Below are 20,598 nucleotides of genomic sequence, written 5' to 3'. Positions count from 1 at the left end.
AAATGAATTTTAATATATAAGCACATAGATTTGTTAATTTCACGTTTTAAAATTCTTTCAAAATATACAATTGAATACTTACTTAAATACTTTAAACGAAGCTCAAAAACAAGCGGTTATACAAAAAGACGGACCTATGATTATTATTGCAGGTGCAGGTTCTGGTAAAACACGTGTGTTAACTTATAGAATTGCACATTTAATGCAACAAGGTGTAGATGCTTTTAATATTTTGTCGCTAACTTTTACTAATAAAGCAGCAAGAGAAATGAAAGAAAGAATTGCTGGAGTAGTAGGTGTAAGTGAAGCCAAAAATCTTTGGATGGGAACTTTTCACTCGGTTTTTGCTCGTATTTTACGTTCTGAAGCAGATAAATTAGGTTTTCCAACCAATTTTACTATTTATGATACACAAGATTCTGTTAGATTAATATCTGCAATTATTAAAGAAAAGAATTTAAACAAAGAGCAATACAAAGCAAAACAGATTTTAGGTAGAATTTCATCTTTTAAAAACAGTTTAATTACAGTTAGAGCTTATTTTAATAATTCTGATTTGCAAGAAGCAGATTTACATGCAAGCAGACCAGAAGTTGGTAATATTTATAAAGAATATGTAGATAGGTGTTTTAAAGCAGGAGCAATGGATTTTGATGATTTGTTGTTAAGAACCAATGAATTATTAGTTCGTTTTCCTGAGTCTTTGGCAAAATATCAAGATAGATTTAGGTATATTATGGTTGATGAGTATCAAGATACAAATCACTCACAATATTTAATTGTAAAAGCTTTAGCAGATCGTTTTCAAAACATTTGTGTTGTAGGAGATGATAGCCAAAGTATTTATAGTTTTAGGGGAGCAAATATTCAGAATATATTAAATTTTCAGAAAGATTATCCTGATGTTAAAACATTTAAACTAGAACAAAATTATAGATCTACAAGTAATATTGTAAATGCTGCAAACTCTGTAATAGAAAGAAATAAAACCAAGTTAGATAAAGAAGTTTGGACAAGTAATGATGCTGGAGAAGCAATAAATGTTATGCGTACAATTTCTGATGGAGAAGAAGGTCGTTTTGTAGCACAATCTATTTGGGAAAACCAAATGAATCATCAATTAACACCCGATGATTTTTGTGTATTATACAGAACAAATTCGCAATCTAGAGCTATAGAAGATGCTTTACGTAAAAAAGGAATTGACTATAAAATTTATGGTGGAATTTCATTTTATCAAAGAAAAGAAATCAAAGATATTTTATCTTACTTACGTATTTTAATCAACCCAAATGATGAAGAAGCATTAAAAAGAATTATCAATTATCCTGCACGTGGAATTGGTGCAACAACTATTGATAAGCTAACAATAGCTGCAAATCATTATAAAAAATCAATTTTTGATATTTTAAAATATATTGATAAAATCGATTTAAAAATAAACTCTGGAACTAAAAATAAGTTACAGAATTTTATGAACATGATTTTACGTTTGCAAATAGAATCGCAAACAAACAACGCATTTGAAATTGCAGAAACAGTTGTAAAACAAACGCAATTAATAAAAGATTTAGAAAAAGACGGAACCCCAGAAAGTGTAAGTAAAGTAGAAAATGTTCAAGAACTTTTAAACGGAATTAAAGACTTTATTACAGATAAAATAGAACAAGGAGAAGATGCTTCTTTAACATCGTTTTTAGAAGATGTTGCTCTTGCAACAGATTTTGACGCTAAAAAAGATGATGAAAAACCAAGTGTTTCTTTAATGACCATTCATCAATCTAAAGGATTGGAGTATTTATATGTGTATGTAGTAGGTTTGGAAGAAAACCTATTTCCTTCTGCAATGAGTATGAACACAAGAAGTGAATTAGAAGAAGAAAGAAGACTTTTTTATGTAGCATTAACAAGAGCCGAAAAAGTAGCATATTTAACGTATGCACAAACACGTTATAGATGGGGAAAATTAGTAGATTCTGAACCAAGTAGGTTTTTAGAAGAAATTGATGATAAATACCTACATTACATAACACCAAAAGTACCAGAAAGAGCCGTAAATAGTTTTATAGATAAAAGTATTTTTGATGATGCTCCAAAAGGAATTCGTTTTCAAAAACCGATTCAGCGTAAAAAAATGGAACGTGATTTAAAGAAAAAGAAAGAAATTATCATTCCTAAAAACTTAAAAAAAGTTTCGCAAGCAACATCAAAAGCTAATTTATTTGATGGTAAAATAGTAGTAGGTAATATTGTAGAACATAATAGATTTGGTACAGGAGAAGTAATAGCTTTAGAAGGAAATGGGCCAAATAAAAAAGCAGAAATTAAATTTGGAACTGTAGGTAAAAAGAAGCTTTTACTTCAATTTGCAAAATTAAAAGTGATTGGTTAAAAATCATCTTAATTACTCAAAATAAAATGTTATTTTGCAACGTTAAAAAAATAGACATTAGTTTGTCTGGTCTAATGCAGTTTAGACCTTAATTATTAAATTAATTTTTAATAATTACGAACACACTTCAAAAATAAATAAATGACATTCGATTTAGAATACAATTCAGAAAGACCGTTAATGATTATACCAGAATATGGTAGACATATACAAAAATTAGTAGACCATTGTGTTGCTTTAGAAACAAAAGAAGAGCGAGATAAAATGGCAAAAGCTATAGTAGATGTTATGGGTAATTTACAACCACATTTACGAGATGTTCCAGATTTTAAACACAAACTTTGGGATCAATTATACATCATGTCTGAGTTTAAATTAGATGCAGAATCTCCTTATCCTCAGCCATCAAGAGAAGAATTGCAAGAAAAACCAAGTGGTTTAGCATATCCAAAATCAGCATCAAGATATCGTTATTATGGTAACAATATTCAAACAATGATAGATATAGCCTTGAGTTGGGAAGATGGAGATAAAAAAGAAGCATTGGTTTTTACCATTGCAAATCATATGAAAAAATGCTACTTAAACTGGAACAAAGATACAGTAGATGATGCTGTAATTTTTAACCACTTATATGATTTGTCAGATGGGAAATTAGATTTAAGAAATTCTGAAGAAAAACTTTCTGAAAGTAAAAACCTTTTAAGAAAAAGAAATTCTCAAGGCCAGAATCATTCTAAAAATCATAAAAAACCACATCATAATCACCAAAATAAAAACAAAAACAGAAAAAGATATTAGTCTATGGCATCATTTAAAATTGAAGGAGGACATAAATTAAACGGAACAATAACTCCTCAAGGAGCAAAAAATGAAGTTTTACAAATACTTTGTGCGGTTTTATTAACTCCAGAAAGAGTAGTAGTAAACAACGTTCCAGATATTATAGATGTAAATAAATTAATTTTTATACTTGGTGAATTAGGTGTAAAAGTTGAAAAGCTAGGTAGTAATTCTTATGCTTTTCAAGCAGATGAAGTTAATTTAGAATATTTAGAATCAGCAGATTTTAAGAGAGATGGAAGCTCATTACGTGGTTCTATTATGATTGTAGGACCGTTATTAGCTCGTTTTGGAAGAGGTTATATACCTAGACCAGGAGGAGATAAAATTGGTCGTAGACGTTTAGACACACACTTTGAAGGTTTTATTAGATTAGGTGCAAAATTTAGATACAATAAAGAAGAACATTTTTACGGAGTTGAAGCAGAAGAACTTCATGGAGTAGAAATGTTGTTAGATGAAGCTTCTGTTACAGGTACTGCTAATATATTAATGGCATCTGTTTTAGCAACTGGAACCACTAAAATTTACAATGCAGCCTGTGAACCTTATATTCAACAATTGTCAAAAATGTTGAATTCTATGGGAGCAAAAATTTCGGGAGTTGGTTCTAACTTATTAGTAATAGAAGGAGTAGATTCTCTTGGTGGATGTGAACACAATGTGTTGCCAGATATGATTGAAATTGGTTCTTGGATTGGTGTTGCAGTTATGACACAATCTGAATTAACAATAAAAAATGTATCTTGGGATAATTTAGGACAAATTCCAAATGTTTTTAGAAAATTAGGAATTACATTAGAGAAAAAAGGTGATGATATTTACATTCCAGAACAAGAATCTTATGAAATTCAAAATTATATAGATGGTTCTGTTTTAACAGTTGCAGATGCACCTTGGCCTGGGTTTACTCCAGATTTATTAAGTATAGTTTTAGTAATAGCTACACAAGCAAAAGGAACTGTTTTAATTCATCAAAAAATGTTTGAAAGCCGTTTGTTTTTTGTTGACAAATTAATAGATATGGGAGCAAAAGTTATTCTTTGTGATCCTCATAGAGCAACTGTAATTGGTCATGATTTTAAGTCGCAATTAAAAGCAACTAAAATGACATCACCAGATATTAGAGCTGGTATTTCTTTATTAATAGCAGCTTTATCTGCAAAAGGAACAAGTATTATAAATAATATTGAGCAAATAGATAGAGGTTATGAAAACATTGAAGCTCGTTTAAAATCTATTGGTGCAAAAATTGAAAGAATTGAAGATTAAATAAATTTGATTTATTTAATAATAGCTATGAAAAAGTTGAATTAATTTTTTTTTAATTTAACTTTTAAAATATGATTAGAAATTTATGGAATGAAGAATGGAAAGACATTCAATTTGATGAAAAAATTTCAGAAAAAGAAAAGTTTAAAATATCTAACTACGGAAGAGTTATAAATTTTAAAAATAAAAATAAGCATTTTTTAAAAAAAGAATGTTTAACAAATGGTTATGTGTCAATATCTTTAAAGCAAAAAGTAAACGGAAAAACAACAGCTAGATATGTACATAAATTAGTAGCAGAACATTTTATTAAAAAAGATAATGATGATCAAAAGTTTGTTATTCATTTGAATTATGACAAAAAAGATAATCATATCAAAAATTTAAAATGGGTAACAAAACGTGAAAAAGAATTACATCAATTTAGTAACCCTAATTGGAAAGAAATAGTAGAAAAAAGAAGTAGAAATATTGGGAAACTAACAGAAGGAAAGGTAAGAATTATTAAGCGACAACTTAAAAATAATAGAACAAGAATAACAATGATTGCCAAAAGATTTGGGGTTTCAGATATGCAAATTCATAGAATAAAATCAGGTGAGAATTGGTCTCATGTAAAAATTTAGAAGTTTTAATAGTGTCAATTTGACACTATTTTTTTGTTGGCAACATTTTTGCCTATAAATTGTATACAATTTAACGATTACAAGATAATGAGTAAGAAAGATAATATAAAAGAAGAAGAAATTATAAACGAACAAGAAGCTGTACAAACTGAAGATAATCAAGAGGTTGAAAAAGAAGAGGTAAAAGAAGAGCCTACAGCAGAAGAGTTAGTACAAGTAGAAAAAGACAAGTTTTTACGTTTATTTGCTGAGTTCGAAAATTATAAAAAAAGAACATCTAGAGAAAGAGTAGAATTATTTAAGACAGCAGGTCAAGAAGTAATGACATCTTTACTGCCAGTTGTTGATGATTTTGAGCGTGCTTTGTCACATATAGAAGAAGACAAAGAAGCAGAAGAATTAAGAAAAGGAGTTTTATTAATTTATAATAAATTTTACAACACTTTAGAGCAAAAAGGTTTATCAAGAATTGAAACAAAGCAAGGAGATACTTTTGATGCAGAAATTCATGAAGCAATTACCCAAATACCTGCACCATCAGAAGATTTAAAAGGTAAAGTTATTGATTGTGTTGAAAAAGGATACAAATTAGGAGATAAAATTATTCGTTACCCAAAAGTGGTAATAGGACAGTAAATAATTACAATTAACATTTTACAATTACCATTGATCATTGATTACTGTTAATTGATAATTGAAATAAAAATGGCAAAACAAGACTTTTACGAAATATTAGGTATTTCTAAATCTGCTACTCAATCAGAAATTAAGAAAGCATATAGAAAAATGGCAATTAAGTATCATCCAGATAAAAATCCAGATGATAAAACTGCTGAAGAAAACTTTAAAAAAGCAGCTGAAGCTTATGAGGTTTTAAGCGACGAAAACAAAAAAGCACGTTATGATCAATATGGTCATGCAGCTTTTGATGGCCCTCAAGGTGGAGGCGGTTTTGGTGGTGGAGGTATGAATATGGATGACATATTCAGCCAATTTGGAGACATCTTTGGAGGAGGTGGTTTTGGAGGTGGCTTTGGTGGTTTTGGTGGTGGAGGCCAACGTCAAGCCAGAGTTAAAGGAAGTAATATGCGTATTCGTGTTAAGCTTACTTTAGAAGAAATTGCTACAGGTATAGAAAAGAAAGTAAAAGTTAGAAGAAAAGTTCAAGCAGAAGGAGTAACGTATAAAACATGCTCTACTTGTAATGGTTCTGGACAACAAATGCGTGTTACTAATACAATATTAGGTAGAATGCAAACTGCAACAACTTGTGGTACTTGTTCTGGAGCTGGAGAAATTATAAATAGTAAACCTAATGGAGCAGATGCTCAAGGTTTAATAACAAAAGAAGAAACAGTATCTATTAATATTCCTGCAGGTGTAACAGAAGGCGTGCAATTAAAAGTAGGAGGAAAAGGAAATGAAGCTCCAGGTAAGAATTCTATTGCTGGAGATTTATTAGTTTTAATTGAAGAAATTCAACATAATACTTTAAAAAGAGAAGGTACAAATATTCATTATGATTTATATGTAAACTTTTCTGAAGCTGTTTTAGGAGTTAGTAAAGAAGTAGAAACTGTTACAGGAAAAGTTAAGATTAAAATAGACTCAGGTACCCAATCTGGTAAAATTTTAAGATTAAAAGGAAAAGGTTTACCTAGTATTGAACGATATGGAAATGGTGACTTTTTAATACATATTAATGTATGGACACCTCAAGAATTAAATAAAGAACAAAAGCAGTTTTTTGAGAAAATGGCTGATAATGAAAACTTTAAGCCAAGTCCAAACAAATCTGACAAGTCATTTTTTGAAAAAGTAAAAGATATGTTTTCTTAAACATATGTTAAGATATAATAAAAAAAAGCCATTTTTTTATGGAATTATTTTTTTATAAGGCTTTTTAATATATATTTGCAGTGTTGCTGATTTATCAGCAACACTTTTTCTTTTTCATAGCAATTTTTCCCACTCAAATTTTGAGTGGGTTTTTTTATGACAAAGAAGTTAAATAAATTATAGGAAATGCAGACTTATCTTATCGACTTATTTTAATAAGTAGGAAAGTCCGGACACCAAAGAGTATCATAGCGGATAACATCCGTCCAACGTAAGTTGAGGACAAGTGCAACAGAAAGCAAGTACAGTTAGGCTGTAGTGAAACCAGGTAAACTCTATGAGGTGCAATGCCATGTATATTAGAACTTGAGAGCTACTCGCTCGATTCTAAAGGGTAGGCAGATAGATTCTAAAAGTAATTTTAGAACTAGATAAATGATAAGAACCTTTTAAGGGACAGAATTCGGCTTATTAGTCTGCTACTATAATTTTATGAACCTTTCATTATTTTATTGTATTACCCTCTTTTTGTTGAATTTAATTCAACAATTTTTTAAATAATTTTTTTTTATTCATTAATTAGAGCAATCTATTATTTATCTTTTAAAATTAAGATAAAAAATGTAAGTTTGTCAGACTAAAATTAACAAAAAACGTTTACTGTAATTTTTTATTTTTTTTAAATTTAAAAGATTCTGTAATTAAAGATTTCCTACATGAGTATTTATAAAGATTACCTTAAGCAAATAGAAGACCGAAAAGGTCAAGGGCTACACCCACAGCCAATTGATAGTGCTGAATTAACAAGCGCTCTTATTGATCAGATAAAAGATGTAGATAATGAATATAGAGAAGCATCTCTTAAATTCTTTATTTATAATGTTTTACCAGGAACAACTAGTGCTGCAGGTGTTAAAGCTAAGTATTTAAAAGAAATTATTTTAGGAGAAGAACTAGTAAAAGAAATTACTCCTGCTTTTGCTTTTGAGCAATTATCTCATATGAAAGGTGGTCCTTCTGTTGAAGCTTTGTTAGACTTAGCTCTAGGTAGTGATATTGCTATCGCAAATGAAGCAGCTAAAGTATTAAAAACACAAGTTTTCTTATACGAAGCAGATACAGAGAAATTAGAAAAAGCATACAAAGCAGGTAATGCTATTGCTAAAGAATTAATAGAGAGTTATGCTCAAGCAGAATTCTTTACAAAATTACCAGAAGTTGAAGAAGAAATAGAAATTGTAACTTTTGTTGCTGGTATTGGTGATATTTCTACAGATTTATTATCTCCAGGTGCTGATGCACACTCAAGATCAGATCGTGAATTACATGGTCAGTGTATGTTTGAGCATAATAAAGAAATGCAACAAGAATTATTAGCATTAAAAGAAAAGCATCCTAATAAACGTGTAATGTTAATTGCAGACAAAGGAACAATGGGAGTTGGATCTTCAAGAATGTCTGGTGTAAATAACGTGGCTTTATGGACAGGTATTTCTTCAAGCCCATATGTACCGTTTATTAATATAGCTCCAGTTATTGCTGGTACTAATGGTATTGCTCCAATTTTCTTAACAACTGTTGGAGTTACTGGTGGTATTGGAATTGATTTAAAAAACTGGGTTAAGCAAAAAGATGCAGATGGAAATACAATTGTTGATGAAGAAGGAGAACCAATCTTAAAAGAAGAATATTCTGTTGCAACAGGTACAGTTTTAACTATTAATACAAAAGAGAAAAAATTATATAATGGAGACAAAGAGTTAAAAGATATCTCTACAGCTTTAACACCACCTAAAATGGAGTTTATTAAAGCAGGAGGTTCTTATGCTGTTGTTTTCGGTAAAAAATTACAAACATTTGCTTGTAAAGTTTTAGGAATAGATGTTCCTCAAGTTTATGCTGCTTCTAAAGAAGTGTCAATTGAAGGACAAGGTTTAACAGCTGTTGAGAAAATTTTTAACAGAAATGCTGTTGGAACTACACCAGGTAAAACATTACATGCTGGCTCTAATGTAAGAGTAGAAGTAAATATTGTAGGATCTCAAGATACTACAGGTTTAATGACTTCTCAAGAATTAGAAATGATGGCAGCAACAGTTATTTCTCCAATAGTAGATTGTGGATATCAATCAGGATGTCATACAGCTTCTGTTTGGGATGATAAGTCTAAAGCTAACATTCCTAGGTTAATGAAGTTTATGAACGACTTTGGATTAGTTACTGCACGTGATCCTAAAGGAGAATATCATGCAATGACAGATGTAATTCATAAGGTATTAAATGATTTAGCTGTTGATGATTGGGATGTAATTATAGGTGGAGATTCTCACACACGTATGGCAAAAGGAGTTGCTTTTGGAGCAGATTCAGGAACAGTAGCATTAGCATTGGCTACAGGGGAGGCAACAATGCCTATACCAGAATCTGTAAAGGTTACTTTTAAAGGTGAAATGAAACCTTATATGGATTTTCGTGATGTAGTTCATGCAACTCAAGAACAAATGTTAAATCAGTTTGATGGAGAAAATGTATTCCAAGGAAAGATTATTGAAGTTCATATTGGAACTTTAACTTCTGATCAAGCATTTACTTTTACAGATTGGACTGCAGAAATGAAAGCAAAAGCATCTATTTGTATTTCTGAAGATGAAACTTTAATTGAATCATTAGAAATTTCTAGAGATCGTATTCAAATTATGATCGATAAAGGAATGGATAACCCAAAACAAGATCTTAAAGGTTTAGTTAATAAAGCAAATGATAGAATTATAGAAATTAAAACAGGTACTAAATCTGCTTTAAAACCTGATTCTGATGCTAAATATTATGCTGATGTTGTTATTGATTTAGACAAGATTATTGAGCCAATGATTGCTGATCCTGATGTATATAATGAAGATGTATCTAAACGATATACACATGATTGTATAAATCCATTATCTTTTTACGGAGGAACTAAAAAAGTAGATTTAGGATTTATTGGATCTTGTATGATTCATAAAGGAGATATGCAAATTTTAGCTCAAATGTTAAAGAATATTGAGAAGCAACAAGGTGAAGTTGTATTTAATGCACCTTTAGTAGTTGCACCTCCAACATATAACATTGTAGATGAGTTAAAAGCAGAAGGAGATTGGGATGTTTTAGTAAAATATTCTGGATTTGAATTTGATGATAATGCACCAAAAGGTTTAGCACGTACTAAGTATGAAAACATGTTATACTTAGAGCGTCCTGGATGTAACTTATGTATGGGAAATCAAGAAAAAGCAGAAGCAGGAGATACAGTAATGGCTACTTCTACACGTTTATTCCAAGGAAGGGTAGTTAGAGATACAGACGAGAAAAAAGGTGAATCTTTATTATCTTCTACACCAGTTGTAGTATTATCTACTATATTAGGAAGAACTCCAACTATAGAAGAATATCAAGCAGCTGTTGAAGGAATTGTTTTAACTAAATTTAAGCCTTCAACTAAAAAGTTAGTAAGTTAATTAATGGATTTTTAAAAATAATTCAAAATCCCGAGTTTTTAACTCGGGATTTTTTTATTAAATATGAATACTATAGATTTTAACAAAGCTCTAAATCAAATTTCAAATGCATCTTTAAAGGTTATAGATGCAAATATTTCTATAGAAAAATATTGTTCTATAAGCTTATCTTTAAATAATAAAGATTTATTAAAATTTGATAATTCTTCTTCTAAAGATTGGGAAAATTATCTTGAATCTTTTTTTGCAAAAAATAAAGTTAATGTTGCTTTTGGAGGGTATTTAGAAAAAAGAAACATTTATGATAGAAGTGATTATTTTAAAAATGAAGCCAAACAAAACCAAAGAAACATTCATTTAGGAATAGATTTGTGGTGTTATAAAAATACAAAAGTATTAGCTGTTTTAGATGGTGAAATTCATAGCTTCAAAAACAATAATAATTATGGAGATTATGGACCCACTATTATTTTAAAACATCAAATTAATAATTTAACTTTTTATACTTTATATGGTCATTTATCAAAATCATCTTTAGAGAATATTAATGTAGGTAATAAAGTAAATAAAGGAGAAACTATTGGTTTTCTGGGAGATGCAACTGTAAATGGTGATTATGCTCCACATTTACATTTTCAGATTATTAAAGATTTAGAAGGTAATTTTGGAGATTACCCAGGAGTTTCATCTCAAGAAAACATTAATTTCTATAAAAATAATTGCCCTGACCCAAACTTATTACTAAAATTAAATTCTATTTAATTGTAAGTATAAAAGAGTTTTAAAGACTTATATAGTGTTTTAAAATTCTATAAAAATGAAGTCATTCTGGTTTTTTGATAATGTAAATTTATTCAATCTTCTTTGTCCACATAAATTTAAAGAATACAAGCAATGTCACACTTTTGATACCTATAAAAAAAGTGATTATGTATATTTTGAAGAAGATGCAGCCAACAAAATTTATTTAATTGAAAAAGGGAAAGTAAAATTAGGGTATTACAATGAAGATGGTACAGAAGTAGTAAAAGCTATTTTAATAAAAGGAGAATTATTTGGAGAAAAAGCTATTTTAGGTGAAGAAAAAAGAAATGAATTTGCTCAATCTGTAGATTCTAAAACTTCTATTTGTCCTATTGGAGTAGATACCATGCATGACTTAATGAGAGATAATAAAACATTTAGTTTAAAAATTTATAAATTTTTAGGACTTCGCTTTAAAAAGTTAGAACGAAGATTACAATTAATTTTATTTAAAGATACAAAAACAAGATTCTTAGAATTTATGAAGGAGTTGTGTGAAGAATATGGACATGACTGTGATAAAACTGGAGATAAAGTAATAGAACATCCTTATACTCAAAAAGATATAGCATCTTTAATTGGTACATCTAGATCTAATTTAAATGTTTTAATGAATGAATTAAAAGAAGAAAAAATCATCAGTTTTAACAGAAAAGAATTAAGATTACTTCAAAAAATTGCATAAGTGTTCGCTAGCTAACATTTTATAACATATTAAGCAAATAACTTTGTCATCAACATTAACATAAAAAATAATAAGATGAAAAAAGTTTTAAATTTAGCAACCGCATTTATAATAGCAATTTTATTTGTTGCTTGTAATGATGACAACAACACAGCAGCAACAACTGGTGATTTAACAATTGATTTAACAGGTTTAGAAGAATTAGGTTCTGACTATGTTTATGAAGGATGGTTAATTGTAGATGGAAACCCTGTAAGTACAGGAACTTTTACAAGTGTATCTTTTCCACAAACTTACACTGTAGATATTAATGATTTACAAACAGCCACAAAGTTTGTTTTATCTATTGAACCTGCAGGAGAAACAGGTGCTGCAGCTTTAGCGCCAGCTGCAACAAAAATTTTAGCTGGAGATTTTTCTGGAAGTTCAGCAAATGTATCCTCAACTGGTATTGTTGGAGATTTTAGCAATTCTTGGGGTAAATATATTTTAGCAACACCTACAGATACAGATGATACTAATGAAGCAAGTGGAGTATGGTTTTTAGACAATTCTAATGCACCAACTTTAGCTGCAGGTTTAAGTTTACCAACTTTAACAGATGGATGGAAATATGAAGGTTGGGTAGTTATAAATGGTACACCAGTAAGTACAGGTACTTTTACTGCTGTAAATGCTGCAGATGATAATGCTGCTACTTCACCTTATAAAGGAACAACTGGTAATGGACCTGGTTATCCTGGAGAAGATTATGTTATGGGTACAGCTGCTGGAGTTAATTTTCCAACAGATTTAAAAGGTGCTACTGTTGTAATTTCTGTAGAGCCAAGTCCAGATAATAGTGCAGCTCCATTTACTCTAAAACCTTTAGCACATGTTGTACCTGCCAATGCAATGAATCATACAGTTTTAAATATGGAAGCAGGACCAAATAAAGTTTTAACAGGAAGTGTAACTAGATAACAGAAAAAATATAATCTACTGTTATGTTAATGGTTGATATATTGAAGGGCAATTATGAAAATAATTGCTCTTTTCTGTAAATAAAAATGCCCAATTTAGTAAAAACTAAAATCGGGCACCAACTAACCAACAAGTTGTATTGTTTATTTTTTATTAATTATTATAGGCATTCTATAAACTTCTCCTTTTTTAATGTTTTTAACATTAATTTTTTTATAGTTTAATTTGTTTTTAGCGTATTTATTAAAGTCAGATAATTTAGAATTTACAGAGATAACAACTACTTCATTAGAGTTGTTAATAATAAATGAAATTTCTGCAGAATAAGATTTATCTACATTTAAAGGAATTTTATTTCCTAATAAAGAAACAAGTTCTGTTCTAAGAGAATTTTTTGTAGATTCTGGGTTTTTTTCTGTTGCAGCAGTAGAAAATACTGTTGTTAAACTAATTGCAATTACTGTAATAATGGTTTTTAAGATTTTCATAATAAGTGTTTTAGGTTAAATGTATATAGTAAAGACGATAGTTTTTAAAATGAGTTACAGTAATAGAATCACTTTAATATAACCTTAACGTTATTTAACTGAAATTATGAATTTTTAAGAAGAATTAAGAGTTATTTAGTAGCTCTTTTAATTGCAGATAATAATATTTGGCAGCCTTTTTTTATTTCTTCATCAGAAATTGTTAGTGGAGGAGTTATCCTAACAGCTTTGTCTTCAAATAGTAGAAAAAATAAAATTAATCCTTTATCTAAGCAATCTAATACAACCTTAGCTGTTAATTCTGAAGATTCTAATATTGCTGCTAACATTAAACCTTTTCCTCTAATTTCTTTAATTGCAGGATGTTTTAAATGTTTTCTAATTAATGCTTCTTTTCGTAAAGATTCTTTAATATAATTAGACTTCATAATTTCTTTAACTGTAGCTACAGCAGCAGCAGCAATTACAGGATGTCCTGCAAAAGTAGATATATGACCAAGTTTAGGATTGTCTTTTAATAAAGACATATTTTCTGAAGATGCAATAAAAGCTCCAATTGGCATACCACCACCTAAACCTTTACCTGTAATAATAATATCTGGAATTACATTATAGTTTTCAAAACCCCAAAAAGTACCAGTTCTACCTATTCCTGTTTGAATTTCATCTAAAATTAATAAAGCTCCAACTTCTTTACAGCGTTTTTTTACTTTTAATAAATAATCATTTTTAGGTTCAATAAAACCAGCTCCACCTTGTATTGTTTCTAAAATTACAGCAGCAGTTTTATGAGTAATTTTATTAATATCATTTTCATTATTATACTCAATAAATTTAGAACCAGGAATTAAAGGTCTAAAAGCAGAATTTTGTTTTTCAACACCAGAAACACTCATAGATCCCATTGTGTTTCCATGATAAGAACTTTTTGCAGCGATTATTTCAAATCTATTTGTAACTCTTTTAGCAAGTTTTAAAGCACCTTCTGTAGCTTCTGTACCAGAATTTGTAATGTAAACTGAGTTTAATTTAGTAGGTGAATATTCGGCTAATAATTTACATAATTCTACTTGTGGTTGCTGAATAAACTCACCATAAACCATTACATGAGCATAAGAATCTAATTGATTTTTTATAGCTTCTGTAACTTTATTATGATTATGACCAAGACTATTGGCAGAAACACCAGCAACAAAATCTAAATATTCTTTACCAGAAGTATCGTAAATATAACTGCCTTTAGCACTTGAAATTTCTATAGCAAGTGGGTGAGGAGAAGTTTGTGCTTGATATTTAAAGAAATCTTTTTTCAAGATTATTGCTTTTTAGAAGAGAAACTTGGTTTTGGTAATTTCTTATTTTCTATAGTTTTCTTTTTTTTATCTAGTATTACAGCAGATTTTTTAATTCGTTTATCTTTTTTTGGCGGAGAATTGTTTTTATCGTCTTTTATAAAAATGTCTTCCATTTTTTTAGGTTGTTCATTTTCTCTCCAAATAAATCCTTTTAATTGTCTAACATCATCTGGTAATTTTGATGGAGGGTAAGTGTTTCCATCAGATTTTTTTAGATACATTATAGTTTCTATCTGACCTTGATTTAAAGTAAATTCTATATTACTTGATATTTCTTTTGTAATTGTTTCTAAAACTTGTGTTTCTTCATTTCTATTAAAATAAACAGATTCTGCATTTCCTTTTACTAAAAGTAAGCGTAATTTGTTTTCTTTAAATTTTCCAAACATGTTTCTTCCTTTAATTTGGTTAAAATCTTTGTTAGAAACTGTATCTTTTGTAACAATAAAAGCGTTGTTTAGTACTTTTAAAGAATCTAATTTTTCTGTTTTTACATTAGATAATAAGTGAATTGTATCTCCAGTAATTTGATTTTGGTCAGACCAAATAACTGGGTTTTTAAACATTTTAGTTAAACCTGTTTCTTGATTTGTGTGTATAGAATCGCATTTTCCTTGTAAATCCGATTTAAAAATTTTAACATTATGAAATGTTCTTACAATTCTTTTTTCTGGTTTACCTGTTACTAATATTGTATCTCCATGAATAAACATAGAATCTTTATCAATTATAGAAATAGCAACTGCTTTTTTAATGATATATAATGAGTCTTTTAACTCAAAAATTTCAGCATAATTTCCTTTGGTAATAAAATTTTGAACAGTGTCTATAACTCTAATGTTATTTGTTGCAGAAGCAAACCCTTTTCTTTTATCATAATACAAACTATCACCTTCTACAGTTCTTTCTTTTAAGTATAGTTTTGCATTTTTAACAAAATGAGACACATCAGTTTTTGTATTATAAAAACCTCTTTCGCAATAAATTTTATTATCGTTTTTAGTATTTGTTATGGTAGATGGTCCATATAAATAAGTTAAACCAGAGTTTGTGTAATAATCTAAATGATTAGATTCTAAATGATGTTCTGGGTTAACAACTGTAACTCTTGTAGTTGCTGTAAACTTTTTATTCTCTAAATAAAAATTTCCATTTTTACTTTTTAATGTGTTGGTTTGGTCTTTTATTGTAGCATAACTTTTATAATACAGTTTTTGATTTAATCTATCAAAATGCAGTGTATCTGTAGTTAAAGTCATTGTTGGGTCTGTTAAAACAACATCTCCCCAAGATAAAGCTTGTTTAGTATTTGCATTATAATCGGCATAATTACTGGTTTGTGTTATTGTATCACCTTGTTTTATAACAACTTTACCAATAGCTTTAAAGAAGTTTTTTTCTTTGAAAAAAAATGCTTTTTGGCAATTAAGTTTTATACCATCATGTTTAATTCTTACATCTCCTAATAAAATAGTTGCTCCAGGATATTTTTCTTCATCTGCAAATTGAATTTCAGAATTTTCTATGGTAATTTTTCTTGTTTGAGATAAAACAAAAGTAGAAGTTAGTATAAAAAAGAGAATTACTATTCTTTTCAAGATGATGTGTTTTCTGCAAAAATAATGAAAAGATTATGGCTACCTATTAAAGAAAAGTGAAAATTAATTTAAATAAGGATCTTGTTGTTTAAGTAAATATCTTTCTAACTTTTTAGCTTTAGGAAATAGTATATTATTTTCTATATGAATATGTTTGTAAAGTTCTTCTTCAAATTGTTGTAATTTTAAGTACAATACTTTAAAAGAAATACATGCATCTTTAGGAATATAATAGTTGTTTGTTAGTTGAGATATTTTATTAAATGTTTTACCCACTTCTTCATGTTCATCTTCTAAAGAGTCTATTGGATCATTAAGAGGAGAATTTTTAATGTCTATTTGTAAATTTTTATTTTTTGCATCTATAAGCTTTTTAACATAAGGAAAAAGAGTACTTTCTTCGTTTTTCATATGTTCTAAAATACTGTCTGTAACTTCTTGTATTAACTTATTTACTTCTTTCAATTCTTTATATTCAGAAGCATATATATTAGCAACTTTATTTCCATAATCTTTTAAAAATAGAATATTATCTTCTTTATATTCATGATGAATATTAATTAAAAAATCAATTAAAAAGTCTAATTTCCAAGAATTGTAATCTTTTAAATAATAGAGGTTTTGGTTAACTGAATTCAATTCGGTAACAATGTTTTTTAACTTAATATTCTTTTCTTCACATGCTTTAGATAAAAGCATATTACCATGAAAAGTAAAATCTATATTATGTTTTCTAAAAATGGTAGCTGTATTAATATTTTCAGATACAATTGTAGCAATACTTTTTTTTAATAAATCTTTCATAACAATAAGATTTAGCGTTTATTACAAATTTGGAACAGATTTATTGTAAAAAGAATGACTTTTGTCACTATTTTGAATTATTTAAAACAAAAGTGATGTTACTTTAAGAATATCGAAATGAAAATGTGAAATAGTTTGATTAATATTATAAAAATTAAAATTTTTAACAAAAAATGTATTAATTTTATAAAATATGTAATTTTTGTACGCTATAATTTTTAGTTCTCGTATTTTGCAAAAAAATATATTTCAATGAATTCACCTTTTGAACTTTCTAAAGAAGAAATGCAATCTTATGGATATAAAATTGTAGATATTATTGTAAACCATTTTACAAATGAAGAAAATAAAAAGCCTGTAACTAAGGCTTCTAGAGAAGAAATGGATTCTATTTTTTTAAGTGAAGCACCAGAAAAAGGTACTTCTGCAGATGAAGTTTTAGATTTTGTAACAAATAATGTATTACCAAATAGTAATATATCTTCTCACCCAAAATCGTTTTCTTTTGTTCCAGGACCAAGTAATTTTATTAGTGCTATGGCAGATTCTTTGGCAACAGGTTTTAATATCTTTTCTGGAGGATGGATAGTTTCTCCTGCAGCAGCAGAATTAGAAATTGTTACTTTAAACTGGTTGCTAAAAATGTTTAATTTTCCTGTTGCAGAAGGAGGTGGAATTTTTACAAGTGGTGGTTCTATGGCAAATTTAACAGCTTTAGTTACTGCAAGAAGAGTAAAATGTGGTGAAGATTTTTCTAATGCAGTAATTTATTTGTCAGATCAAGCACATTCATCAAATATAAAAGCAATCACTGTTCTTGGCTTTAAAAAAGATCAGGTTAAAATTTTGCCTACAGATTTAGAGTTTAAGTTTAGTATAAATAAACTTAAAAATGAAATAGCTAAAGACAAGCTAGAAGGAAAAAAACCTTTTTGTATCATAGCTTCTGCAGGTACAACAAATACAGGAACTGTAGATCCATTAGATACTCTTGCAGATATTTGTGAGAAAGAAAATTTATGGTTTCATATTGATGGTGCTTATGGTGCTGCAGCAATTTTATCTAAAAAAGGTAGTAGAACTTTAAGAGGAATAGAGCGTGCAGATTCTTTAACTGTAGATCCTCATAAATGGTTTTTTCAACCATATGAAATTGGATGTTTATTAGTAAAAGATTCATCTTGGTTAAGTGGTACTTTTAGTGAAAAACCTGAGTATTTAAGAGATATAGAAGGTAATGAATCTGAAATTAACTTTTATGATTATGGTATTCAATTAACTAGAAGGTTTAGAGCGCTAAAATTTTATATGTCTATAAAAACTTTTGGTTTAGAAGCATTTAAAAAAGCCATTACTTATAATATTGATTTAGCAGATAAAACAGAAGAAATACTAAGAAAAAGTACAGATTGGGAAATAGTTTCTCCAGCAACTTTAGCTATTATTAATTTTAGATATAATCCTTTAGATAAAAATTTATCAGAAAAAGAATTAGATACATTAAATCAAGAAATTTCTACAAGAGTTGTAGACTCTAAAGAAGCTTTTTTAGTTACTACAATTTTACAAAATCAAGTTGTAATAAGAATGTGTTTAATTAATCCTAGAACTACTTTAAAGCATATACAAGATACTTTAAAAGAGTGTGATGACTTTGCTAAGGAGATTCTTTTAGAGTGGAAAAAGTAGGTTTAATATTATAATAATAAATACCTAAGATACCAATTGGCATTAGAGTTGAAACAGAAATTAGTATAACAAAATAATCATCTATCATAGATAATTGTTGCCAACTACAAAAACCTTTGTAAAAAATTAATATTTCTGATAAAATAAAACCTAAAAGGTAAATACTTGTCCATTTTTTAGATAATTGTATCAATCTATATTGATAAAAAAAAGCAAGCAAGCTTGTACTAGTAATACCAAGAAAAATAAGGTGTAAATAACCAATTACAAAATCTTTAATTTGTAGAGTTAATTCAGAAAAGTAAGGTATTGAAGTTAAAAATTGTAATACTACTTTAGCAATAAAGAGTAAGTACACAAATTTTAGTAATTTAACTATAAAGGGGGTAAATACGTTTAAAATTATTTTTTTGTAATTGTTAATTATAAGTTGCAATTTAATTAAAGCAATTACTTGATAAACAACACCTAATGTAGATAATAGATAAATTAATTTTGGAGGTTTTATCCATAAAAAAGATAAAAAGACAGTTAAAATGCAACTAATAAGAATATACTTATAAAATGGAAAAGTATAGTCTTTATGAATTTGTATTCCTTTTTTTTCTAAAAAATAAAAAAACAAACCAAAAAGGCAGAATAAAAACCACCCATTATATTGAAAGTGTAAATAAAAATATATTGCATTTTTATACCAATGAGATGAGTTGCCTAAAGTATTCATAATACCACCTAATGCCCAAGGACCTACACTAGAAACAACCATAAATATTAATGAAGTATTTATAAATTTAAAAGAAATACTTTCTTTGTTACTGCTATTATTTTTTCTAAAAAAAATAAAAAACCAATAAGAACAAATTAAAAAAAGTGTTGAAAAAATTATCGAATAAAGCGCATAACCAGTAATAGGAAAACTAATTAACATTCCTATAATTGTTACTTGGGTTGCTATAAAAAGTTTTGAATATTTCTTTTTAGCTTCCTCTTTAATAAATAAGTGAAATATTAATGTAGTTAAACCAATATATACCCAACCTAAAAGTGCTATGTGAGAATGGGTATGTACTATGTATTTATAATTAGCATTAATGCTGGTTGTAGAAAATAGCCTAAGAATTATACCAAGTAAAGAAGCAACAATAAAATAAGTAAGCGCAACTATACTTTGTGTTTTGGCTTTTATCATAAAGAATTTATAAAATCATTATTTTTAATATATTCATTTGCCATTTCTAAAATTGTATGATTTTTAAGTTTATGAATCAATTGTTTTTTAAAAGGAGCATATAATTCATGTACAACACATGGATTATCTTCATCACATTCTAATTGACCTAAAAAGCATTGCTCTAATTTACTGGTAGTATCAATACAGTTTATAATGTCAAAAATATTTTTTTTACAATTTTCTTCAGTCAAATAAAATCCACCATTAGGGCCTTTAACTGATGTTAAAATATTATTTTTTGTTAATTCTTGTAAAGTTTTAGCTAAAAAAGGAGCAGGTATTTCTAACTTATCAGCAACAAGTTTAGAACCAATTTTATTTTCTTTTGAGGCTTTAATGGTAAGATATAAAACAGCCCTTATAGCGTATTTACTAGATTTTGATAACATTTTTATTTACAAAAATAAAAATAATTATAGTTTTTATTATGATAAAAATCATAATTTAAAACCTAAGTGTATATTAATTTTGAATAAAAGATAAATAGGTCTTTTATTTTAAAATTAAATTATATA

The 20,598-nt window shown here is 28.0% G+C and carries 17 protein-coding genes and 1 other RNA gene; 12 read left to right on the top strand and 6 right to left on the bottom strand.

Annotated elements, in window-relative coordinates; all coding sequences use genetic code 11:
• Positions 1-70: 70 nt before the first annotated feature.
• The 11 genes from MPF13_RS10295 to MPF13_RS10245 all read left to right on the top strand — a co-directional run bounded on the left by MPF13_RS10295 (position 71) and on the right by MPF13_RS10245 (position 12,918).
• Positions 71-2,392, top strand: a complete 2,322-nt coding sequence (locus MPF13_RS10295; RefSeq protein ID WP_249982433.1) for an ATP-dependent helicase — start codon at positions 71-73, stop codon at positions 2,390-2,392.
• Between the two features lie 141 nt (positions 2,393-2,533).
• Positions 2,534-3,193 carry a DUF4290 domain-containing protein gene (locus MPF13_RS10290; protein WP_249982432.1) on the top strand — a complete coding sequence of 220 codons (660 nt, stop codon included), beginning with the start codon at positions 2,534-2,536 and terminating at the stop codon, positions 3,191-3,193.
• A gap of 3 nt (positions 3,194-3,196) precedes the next feature.
• Complete coding sequence (murA, locus tag MPF13_RS10285; protein WP_249982431.1) at positions 3,197-4,507, top strand: UDP-N-acetylglucosamine 1-carboxyvinyltransferase; 1,311 nt, start codon at positions 3,197-3,199, stop codon at positions 4,505-4,507.
• Between the two features lie 71 nt (positions 4,508-4,578).
• Complete coding sequence (locus MPF13_RS10280) at positions 4,579-5,133, top strand: NUMOD4 domain-containing protein (RefSeq protein ID WP_249982430.1); 555 nt, start codon at positions 4,579-4,581, stop codon at positions 5,131-5,133.
• An 87-nt stretch (positions 5,134-5,220) separates the two neighbouring features.
• Complete coding sequence (locus MPF13_RS10275) at positions 5,221-5,769, top strand: nucleotide exchange factor GrpE (RefSeq protein WP_249982429.1); 549 nt, start codon at positions 5,221-5,223, stop codon at positions 5,767-5,769.
• Between the two features lie 69 nt (positions 5,770-5,838).
• Complete coding sequence (gene dnaJ / locus MPF13_RS10270) at positions 5,839-6,972, top strand: molecular chaperone DnaJ (RefSeq protein WP_249982428.1); 1,134 nt, start codon at positions 5,839-5,841, stop codon at positions 6,970-6,972.
• 188 nt (positions 6,973-7,160) lie between these two features.
• Positions 7,161-7,456: RNase P RNA component class A (gene rnpB / locus MPF13_RS10265), an RNA gene on the top strand.
• A gap of 232 nt (positions 7,457-7,688) precedes the next feature.
• Positions 7,689-10,466 carry a bifunctional aconitate hydratase 2/2-methylisocitrate dehydratase gene (locus MPF13_RS10260; RefSeq protein WP_249982427.1) on the top strand — a complete coding sequence of 926 codons (2,778 nt, stop codon included), beginning with the start codon at positions 7,689-7,691 and terminating at the stop codon, positions 10,464-10,466.
• 63 nt (positions 10,467-10,529) lie between these two features.
• Positions 10,530-11,228 (top strand): peptidoglycan DD-metalloendopeptidase family protein, encoded by a 699-nt coding sequence (locus MPF13_RS10255; protein ID WP_249982426.1) that lies wholly within the window; start codon positions 10,530-10,532, stop codon positions 11,226-11,228.
• Between the two features lie 55 nt (positions 11,229-11,283).
• The gene (locus MPF13_RS10250) at positions 11,284-11,955 is read left to right on the top strand and encodes a Crp/Fnr family transcriptional regulator (RefSeq protein ID WP_249982425.1); all 672 of its coding nucleotides are present in this window, start codon (positions 11,284-11,286) and stop codon (positions 11,953-11,955) included.
• 75 nt (positions 11,956-12,030) lie between these two features.
• Positions 12,031-12,918 (top strand): anti-sigma factor, encoded by an 888-nt coding sequence (locus MPF13_RS10245; RefSeq protein WP_249982424.1) that lies wholly within the window; start codon positions 12,031-12,033, stop codon positions 12,916-12,918.
• 143 nt (positions 12,919-13,061) lie between these two features.
• Here the strand turns inward: MPF13_RS10245 and MPF13_RS10240 are convergent, their stop codons facing one another.
• The 4 genes from MPF13_RS10240 to MPF13_RS10225 all read right to left on the bottom strand — a co-directional run bounded on the left by MPF13_RS10240 (position 13,062) and on the right by MPF13_RS10225 (position 17,163).
• Positions 13,062-13,406, bottom strand: a complete 345-nt coding sequence (locus MPF13_RS10240; protein WP_249982423.1) for a hypothetical protein — start codon at positions 13,404-13,406, stop codon at positions 13,062-13,064.
• Positions 13,407-13,537: 131 nt separating this feature from the next.
• The gene (locus MPF13_RS10235) at positions 13,538-14,719 is read right to left on the bottom strand and encodes an aspartate aminotransferase family protein (protein ID WP_249982422.1); all 1,182 of its coding nucleotides are present in this window, start codon (positions 14,717-14,719) and stop codon (positions 13,538-13,540) included.
• Positions 14,720-14,721: 2 nt separating this feature from the next.
• Entirely contained in the window at positions 14,722-16,359 is a 1,638-nt protein-coding gene (locus MPF13_RS10230) for an OstA-like protein (protein ID WP_249982421.1), read from the bottom strand.
• 63 nt (positions 16,360-16,422) lie between these two features.
• Positions 16,423-17,163 carry a DUF542 domain-containing protein gene (locus MPF13_RS10225; protein ID WP_249982420.1) on the bottom strand — a complete coding sequence of 247 codons (741 nt, stop codon included), beginning with the start codon at positions 17,161-17,163 and terminating at the stop codon, positions 16,423-16,425.
• 252 nt (positions 17,164-17,415) lie between these two features.
• On the opposite strand from MPF13_RS10225, the gene MPF13_RS10220 reads away from it, so the two are divergent.
• Complete coding sequence (locus MPF13_RS10220; RefSeq protein WP_249982419.1) at positions 17,416-18,852, top strand: pyridoxal phosphate-dependent decarboxylase family protein; 1,437 nt, start codon at positions 17,416-17,418, stop codon at positions 18,850-18,852.
• Here MPF13_RS10220 and MPF13_RS10215 read toward each other — a convergent pair.
• Together MPF13_RS10215 and MPF13_RS10210 are read right to left on the bottom strand one after the other, a co-directional pair.
• Positions 18,821-20,041, bottom strand: a complete 1,221-nt coding sequence (locus tag MPF13_RS10215; protein WP_249982418.1) for a hypothetical protein — start codon at positions 20,039-20,041, stop codon at positions 18,821-18,823. The two genes, MPF13_RS10220 and MPF13_RS10215, sit on opposite strands and share 32 nt — an antisense overlap.
• Entirely contained in the window at positions 20,038-20,472 is a 435-nt protein-coding gene (locus tag MPF13_RS10210) for an RrF2 family transcriptional regulator (protein ID WP_249982417.1), read from the bottom strand. The genes MPF13_RS10215 and MPF13_RS10210 overlap by 4 nt, the downstream gene beginning before the upstream one ends.
• Positions 20,473-20,598 lie beyond the last annotated feature (126 nt).

The organism is Polaribacter sp. Z022 (assembly GCF_023555495.1).
Lineage (GTDB): Bacteria > Bacteroidota > Bacteroidia > Flavobacteriales > Flavobacteriaceae > Polaribacter.
The sequence above is the reverse complement of the archived record's forward strand: the minus strand, read 5'-3'. Positions and strand labels throughout refer to the sequence as shown.